Source organism: Streptomyces sp. NPDC006733 (assembly GCF_040636125.1).
Classification (GTDB): Bacteria; Actinomycetota; Actinomycetes; order Streptomycetales; family Streptomycetaceae; genus Actinacidiphila.
The window spans coordinates 22,686-28,900 of record NZ_JBEYJD010000071.1; the positions used below are offsets into that span (position 1 = coordinate 22,686).

The following is a 6,215-nucleotide window of genomic DNA, read 5'->3' on the forward strand; positions in this document are numbered from 1 at the left end:
CTTGACCCGGCAGGCCGGCGACGTTGCACTGTGGCGGGCACCACGAGTCGTGGTGCCCGCGTCCCGAGCAGGAAGCGGCAGCGATGGAGATCCGTCCCACGACCGACGAGGACCGCGACGTCCTGGTCGGCACCCTCCATGCCGCGTTCGGGCGCTTCCCCGAGACCCCGACCGATGGCGGCGGGGTGTGGTGGGCGGCGCTGGAGATGGAGCGTGGCCTGCTCGCCGTGGCGGCGGACGGGCGGCCGGTCGGTAGCGCCGCCGCGTACTCCTTCGAGCTCACGCTGCCCGGGCGGATCCTCGTCCCGGCGGCCGGGGTGACCGCCGTCGGGGTCCTGCCCACGCACCGACGCCAGGGTGTTCTGCGCGCGATGATGCGCCATCAGCTCACCGCCGTGCGGGACGGCGGGGAATTCCTCTCCGTCCTGCTGGCTTCCGAGGCCCTGATCTACCGCAGGTTCGGGTACGGGCCGGCGACCTACACGCAGAAGCTGACCGTGTCGCGCCCGCGGGCCGCCCTCGCCCTGCCCCGCGCAGGCGCCGCCGGCGCGGGCGCCGGATCCGTGGAGCTGCTGCGGCGCACCGAGTGCGGCACGATCCTGGAGGAGGTCTACGACCGGTACCGCCGCGCGCAGCCCGGGGCGCTGTCCCGGCCGTACCGCTGGTGGGCCGTGGGCGCGGGCCAACCCCCCGTCGCGCCGGCGCCCCGGTACGTCGCCGTCCACCGCGACGCCGACGGCGTCCCGGACGGCTACGCCAGCTACGCGCTCGGCGACGGCGACACCCTGACGGTCGACGAGACCATCGCCACCGACGACGCCGTCTCCACGGCCCTGGCCCGGTTCGTGCTCGGCCACGACCTGGTCGCGCGCGTCGTGTTCAAGCACTGCCCGCCCGAACACCCGCTGCGCTGGCAGCTGGCGGACTTCCGCGCCGGCGAGGTCAGCGGCGACACCGACTGGCTGTGGGTGCGCCTGCTGGATGTCCCGCGGGCGCTGACCGCGCGTGGCTGGTTCGCCGACGGCGAGCTCGTCCTCGACGTCGACGACCCGTTCCTCGGCCAGCACGGCCGCTACCTGCTGACCGTCCGCGACAACAAGGCCGAGTGCGTGCCGACCGACCGTGCGCCCGACCTGTCCTTGGACGTGAGCGATCTGGGCTCGATCTACCTCGGCGGCACCGTCCCGAGCACGCTGGTGCGTGCGGGGCACATCCGGGCCCACCGCCCGGGCGCGGCGGCCCTCGCCGACACCCTGTTCCGCGCCGAGCGCCCCCCGCACTGCCTGCACTGGTTCTGACCCGCGCCGCCCGCCCCTGCTGCCGTCAGCGCAGCGCCGCGATCCGCGTCCGGACGCTGTCCTCCCGTCGGCGCGTCAACCGCAGGAACAGTCCCGCCACCGCCGCGCACTGCAGCGCGGCGCTCAGTGCCATGGCCGAGCAGATTCCGGGCAGCCCCCAGCCCGACAGGCCGTACGCGAGCGGCAGTTGGACCGCGACTCCGACCAGCGTGACCCGCACCAGCTGGCGGCTCGCGCCGCCGCCCTGGAACACCCCGCCGAGCGCGATGAAGCACGCCAGCAGGACCAGGTACGGCCCCAGGCAGCGCAGGAACAGCGTCCCGGCCCAGGCCACCTCGCCCTGTGCGCCGAACGCCGCCATCACCCAGGGCGCCGCCACCAGCAGCGTCAGCGCCGCGCCCGCGCCGAGCGCGCCACCCGTGAGCACGGCCTGCCGTCCGATCGCGCTCCGCTGGTCGCGCCCGGCTCCCAGCGCGTGCGCCGTGAGGATCGCGGCGGCCTGGCGCACCGCGTAGAACGCCATCGTCGCCACGTACATGGCTTTGGTGGCGATGCCGTAGGCGGCCACCGAACTCACGCCGAGCCGCGCCACGATCGCCACCATCGCGAGCGAGCCGACCATCCTGACCAGGAAGTCGCCCGAGATCGGCAGCCCGGTGGCCGCGGTGCGGCGCAGCGCTTGGGCCGTACCGTGCGCCGGATCCGCGCGGGCTGCCTCCCGCAGCAGGCGGTTGCGGCGCAGCGCGGCGAGTCCCACGGCCAGCGCGACGGACCGGCCGAGGACGGTGGCCAGGGCCGCGCCGCGGACTCCCAGGGGCGGCAGGCCGAGCAGTCCGTGGATGAGCAGCGGGTCGAGCACCAGGATCAACCCGTTGCCCAGGAAGCTCAGCCCCATGGGGGTGCGGGTGTCTCCGGCTCCTTTCAGGATGCCGTCGAGGAGGTTCTGGGCGAAGAACACCGCGACGCCCGGCAGTGAGATCGCGAAGTACCCGACGGTCAGAGCGAGTACGTCCCCCTCGTGCCCGCCGAGCACCAGCCGGGCGAGCGGTTCCCTGAGCAGCCAGCCGCCGACGGCCACCGCGGGGGTGACGAGGGCGAACAGGGCCCACCCGCCGCGGACGGCAGAGCGCACCGCGCCCGGGTCCCGGGCCCCCGCCGCGTGCGCGACCAGCACCGTCGTCCCGGACGCCGCCATCATGATCACGCCGAGGAGCACGTTCTCCACATTGGTCGCGACCGCCACGGCCGCCACCGCCGCGCCGCCGAGCGCAGCCACCCACAGCACGTCGATGATTCCCGCGACGACTCCGGCCAGCAGCTCGAAGTAGACCGGGACGGCGAGCGACACCAACCGACCGCGCTTCATGGGACCCCCACTCTCGAATACCTCGATTCGAGGTAGCTCGATTAGAGGTACCATGGGTGGGAGCGACACGGCAAGAGGAACGGGAGGCGACGGTGCTGGAACTGACGATCCTGGGCTTCCTCCACGAGGAGCCCCTGCACGGCTACGAACTCAAGGAGCGCATCACGGCGCTGAGCGGCCACGTCCGCCCGGTCAGCGACGGCGCCCTCTACCCGGCCATCAACCGCCTCACCGCGGCGGGCCTTCTCGAGCAGCGCACCGAACCCGGCGCGGGAGCCGCCCCCCGCCGCGTCCTGTCCCTCACCCCCGCCGGCCGCGATCGTCTGCGCGCCCGCCTCCGCGACCCCAAGCCGGTCGAAATCACCGACTCGACCCGCTTCAACACCTTCCTCGCCTTCCTGCGCCACCTGGAGGACCCGGCGGCCCAGACCGCCGTCCTGCAACGCCGCCTGGACTTCCTCCAAACGCCCGCGAGCTTCTTCTACGCCGACGGCAAGCCGGTACGGGCGGAGGAAGCCGACGACCTCTTCCGCCGCGGCCTGCTCACCGTCGCCCGCGCGACGGGCACCGCCGAGAAGGCCTGGCTCAGCAGCGCCATCGCCGAACTCACCGGCCCACCCGGCGCACCCGCCTCACGGACCTGATCGGTAGGGCGGCCGCACCGGCGGGTCCGCATCCCCGTCCGGTTCCAGCGGCGGGAAAGCGTAGGTGCGCCGCGGGTTCCAGTCGGTGCTGAGCCTGAGTCTGCGGCTCAACTGGGCCCAGCCCAGGGGGGCGGCGGCGATCACCCACGCGTCCGGGTCCTGCGCCGTGAGGCGCAGCGCCGGCCGCAACCAGGAGGCCGCCTGCTCCGGCCAGTCCACGACCGCGACGACGGTGCCGCCCCCGGCCTGCCACGCGGCGACGAAAGCTTCGGCCGCAGCCCGCGAGGCCGCGTCCCGGCTGTGCCCGACCGCGACGGTCGACACGGCCGCGGCAGGCGCCGTCAGCAGGGCCAGCAGCGAACGGAGGTCGGCCTCGGTGTGCGGGGCGGGCGGCGGCATCTCCGCGAACCGGGCGGCCTGCGCGGCGGGCATCAGCGGGGAGCGGGCGAGCTCACGGGCAGACCATCGCTTCGCGTCCATGTCAGGCGGCATCGTGGAAGACCAGGCCCAGGGCGTGCCGGCGGCCGGAGCGCACGGTGCTGACGCCGTGCCGCATGCCGCCGGCCGACCAGCCGCGGGTGGAGCGGATGGGCCGGTCCCGGGTGGTGAAGATCAGGCCGTGGCCCTGCGGCAGCACGGTGGTGATGCCGCGCGACTGGGCCCGGGGCCGCTGCTCGACCAGCAGGAACTCCCCACCGGTGTAGTCCGTCCCGTAGGCGTCGAGCCCGACGACCACCTGGAGCGGGAAGAGCATGTCGCCGAAGACGTCGCGGTGCAGGGCGTTCCAGTCGTCCGGCCCGTAGCGGAGCAGGATCTGCGCGGACCGGTCCTGGCCGGCCGCGCGGCACATCTCGATCCACTCCTCCAGCTCGTCGGGCCACGGAGCGGGCCGTCCCAGCCGCTCCGCCCAGTCACGGGCGACGGCGAGCAGCCGCGGGTACAGCGCGTGCCGCAACTGCCTTACCGGCGCGGGGAGATCATGGGTGAAGTAGCGGTACTGGCCGGAGCCGAAACGGTGACGGGCCATGTCGACGGTGGAGCGGAACCGCTCGGCGTCGTCGTACAGCGCGGTCAAGGCGCGGCACTCGTCGGGGGTGAGCAGCGGCGGCGTCAGGGCGCAGCCCTGGGCGTCGAGCTCGGCGGCCACGGCCGTCCAGTCGGCGGCGGCCACCCTGCGGCGGGCCTCGGTGATGGTGAAAGCGGTACGCATGCGGTTCTCCGAAGTGGTGGGGCCGGAGGACCCGCGCCCCGCCGGGCAGCCGTCCGGCGGGGCGCGGATCGGATGGTTCGGGGCGGATCGTCCGGGATGGGATCCTCCGGCGGTGGCGCGGTCCGGCAGGGTGCGCGTCGGATTCAGATGAGGACGGGCTGCAGGGCACCTTCGTGGATCAGGAGATCCTGCTTGCGTCCGACACCGCCCGCGTAGCCGCGCAGCGAGCCGTCGGCCCCGATGACCCGGTGGCAGGGGCGGACCAGGAGCAGCGGATTGGCCCCGATCGCCGCACCCACAGCACGGATCTCAGCCCGCTCGACCCCCAGGTGCTCCGCGAGGCGCCCATAGGTGGTCGTCGTCCCGTACGGGATGTCGTCCAACGCCCGCCAGACGCGCTGCTGGAACGCCGTACCCCCGGCCGCGAACTCCAGATCGAAGGTCTTCGCGCTCCCGTAGAAGTACGCACGGAGCTGACGCGTCACGTCGGCGAACGCCTCGTCGTCACGCTGCCAGCCGTCCTGGACCGTGGCCGCGCCCTTCTGCCCGGGCATCGACAGGGACTCGATCGCGATCCCGCCGCGCGCCGTGGCGGACGCCTCGCCCACCAGGAGAAGGTCGCCGAGCGGGCTGTCGGCAATGCTGTAGAGCTTCATGATCGTGCTCCCTTCGTAGCTGCCCTCACCTCCCCACTATCGGTGACGCGGGACGTCGGAGCTGGCGGAAATCGGACGCGGCGTTTCCTGCCCGCGGCCGCTGTACAGCGGCGGTGACGGGCCTGGTCGCAGCGGTGGCGAGCCGGCCCGAACACTGGACGGTGTTCCGGTGGATCTCCAGTACGGCCGTCGAGTGGTTGAGGGTGATGTAGTGCAGCCCGGGGGCTCCTTCCGCGAGCAGCCGCTCCGCCATCGCGCTGGCGTGGTCGACCCCGATCCGGTGCCCGGCGGCGGGGTCGTCGCGGGCCGCGTCGAGGCGGTGTGCCAGAGGGGCGGGGAAGGTCGCGTTGCTGAGTTCGGCGAAGCGCCGGATCTGCCGGACGTCGGTGGCGGGCATGATCTCCGGAATGATCGGGATGTCGCACCCGGCGGCGGCCACCCGGTCCCGCAGCCGCAGGTAGTCGTCCACGTCGAAGAACATCTGGGTGATGGCGTAGTCGGCGCCGGCCCGGCACTTGGCGACGAAGTGCCGGATGTCGTCGTCCCAGTTCGGCGAGCGGGGGTGCCGCTCGGGGAAGGCCGCCACGCCGACGCTGAAGTCGCCCAGAGTCGTGACGAGACGGACCAGCTCGTGCGCGTACTCGAACCCTCCGGGATGGGTGACCCAGGGGCCGCCGGGGTCGCCGGGCGGGTCGCCGCGCAGGACGAGGACGTCCCGGATACCGGCATCGGCGTAGCGGCCCATGATGTGCCGCAGTTCGGCCGCGGAATGGCCGACCGCGGTCAGGTGCGCGACCGGGCGCAGCGTGGTGTCGGAGGCGAGGCGCTCCGTCACCGCGACGGTGCGGTCCCGCGACGAGCCGCCGGCGCCGTAGGTGACGGAGACGAAGGTCGGCGAGAGTGATTCGATCTGCCGGATCGTCTGCCAGAGCGTGCGTTCGCCCGTGTCGGTCTTGGGCGGGAAGAACTCGAAGGAGAAGGACCGGGTTCCGGAGGCGAGGATCTCGCGCAGGGTGCTCATGAGGGGCCTCCATGAGCGTT

The 6,215-nt window shown here is 73.5% G+C and carries 7 protein-coding genes; 2 read left to right on the forward strand and 5 right to left on the reverse strand.

All coding sequences use genetic code 11. The annotated features are described in order from the left end of the window. The first annotated feature begins 83 nt into the window (after positions 1 to 83). Positions 84 to 1,298 (forward strand): GNAT family N-acetyltransferase, encoded by a 1,215-nt coding sequence (locus ABZ721_RS37730; protein WP_358793337.1) that lies wholly within the window; start codon positions 84 to 86, stop codon positions 1,296 to 1,298. Between the two features lie 25 nt (positions 1,299 to 1,323). On the opposite strand, the gene ABZ721_RS37735 is transcribed toward ABZ721_RS37730, so the two are convergent. Continuing rightward, positions 1,324 to 2,664 carry an MATE family efflux transporter gene (locus tag ABZ721_RS37735; protein ID WP_358793338.1) on the reverse strand — a complete coding sequence of 447 codons (1,341 nt, stop codon included), beginning with the start codon at positions 2,662 to 2,664 and terminating at the stop codon, positions 1,324 to 1,326. 92 nt (positions 2,665 to 2,756) lie between these two features. Between ABZ721_RS37735 and ABZ721_RS37740 the strand changes: the two genes are divergently transcribed. After that, positions 2,757 to 3,308, forward strand: coding sequence for a PadR family transcriptional regulator (locus tag ABZ721_RS37740; RefSeq protein WP_358793339.1), 552 nt, complete (start codon positions 2,757 to 2,759; stop codon positions 3,306 to 3,308). Here ABZ721_RS37740 and ABZ721_RS37745 read toward each other — a convergent pair. The 4 genes from ABZ721_RS37745 to metF all read right to left on the reverse strand — a co-directional run bounded on the left by ABZ721_RS37745 (position 3,297) and on the right by metF (position 6,195). Further along, complete coding sequence (locus ABZ721_RS37745) at positions 3,297 to 3,788, reverse strand: hypothetical protein (protein WP_358793340.1); 492 nt, start codon at positions 3,786 to 3,788, stop codon at positions 3,297 to 3,299. The two genes, ABZ721_RS37740 and ABZ721_RS37745, sit on opposite strands and share 12 nt — an antisense overlap. Position 3,789: 1 nt before the next feature. Further along, positions 3,790 to 4,518 (reverse strand): 2OG-Fe(II) oxygenase, encoded by a 729-nt coding sequence (locus ABZ721_RS37750; RefSeq protein ID WP_358793341.1) that lies wholly within the window; start codon positions 4,516 to 4,518, stop codon positions 3,790 to 3,792. Between the two features lie 143 nt (positions 4,519 to 4,661). Then, positions 4,662 to 5,174, reverse strand: coding sequence for a methylated-DNA--[protein]-cysteine S-methyltransferase (locus ABZ721_RS37755; RefSeq protein ID WP_358793342.1), 513 nt, complete (start codon positions 5,172 to 5,174; stop codon positions 4,662 to 4,664). A 25-nt stretch (positions 5,175 to 5,199) separates the two neighbouring features. Further along, positions 5,200 to 6,195 (reverse strand): methylenetetrahydrofolate reductase [NAD(P)H], encoded by a 996-nt coding sequence (gene metF / locus ABZ721_RS37760; RefSeq protein ID WP_358793343.1) that lies wholly within the window; start codon positions 6,193 to 6,195, stop codon positions 5,200 to 5,202. Positions 6,196 to 6,215 lie beyond the last annotated feature (20 nt).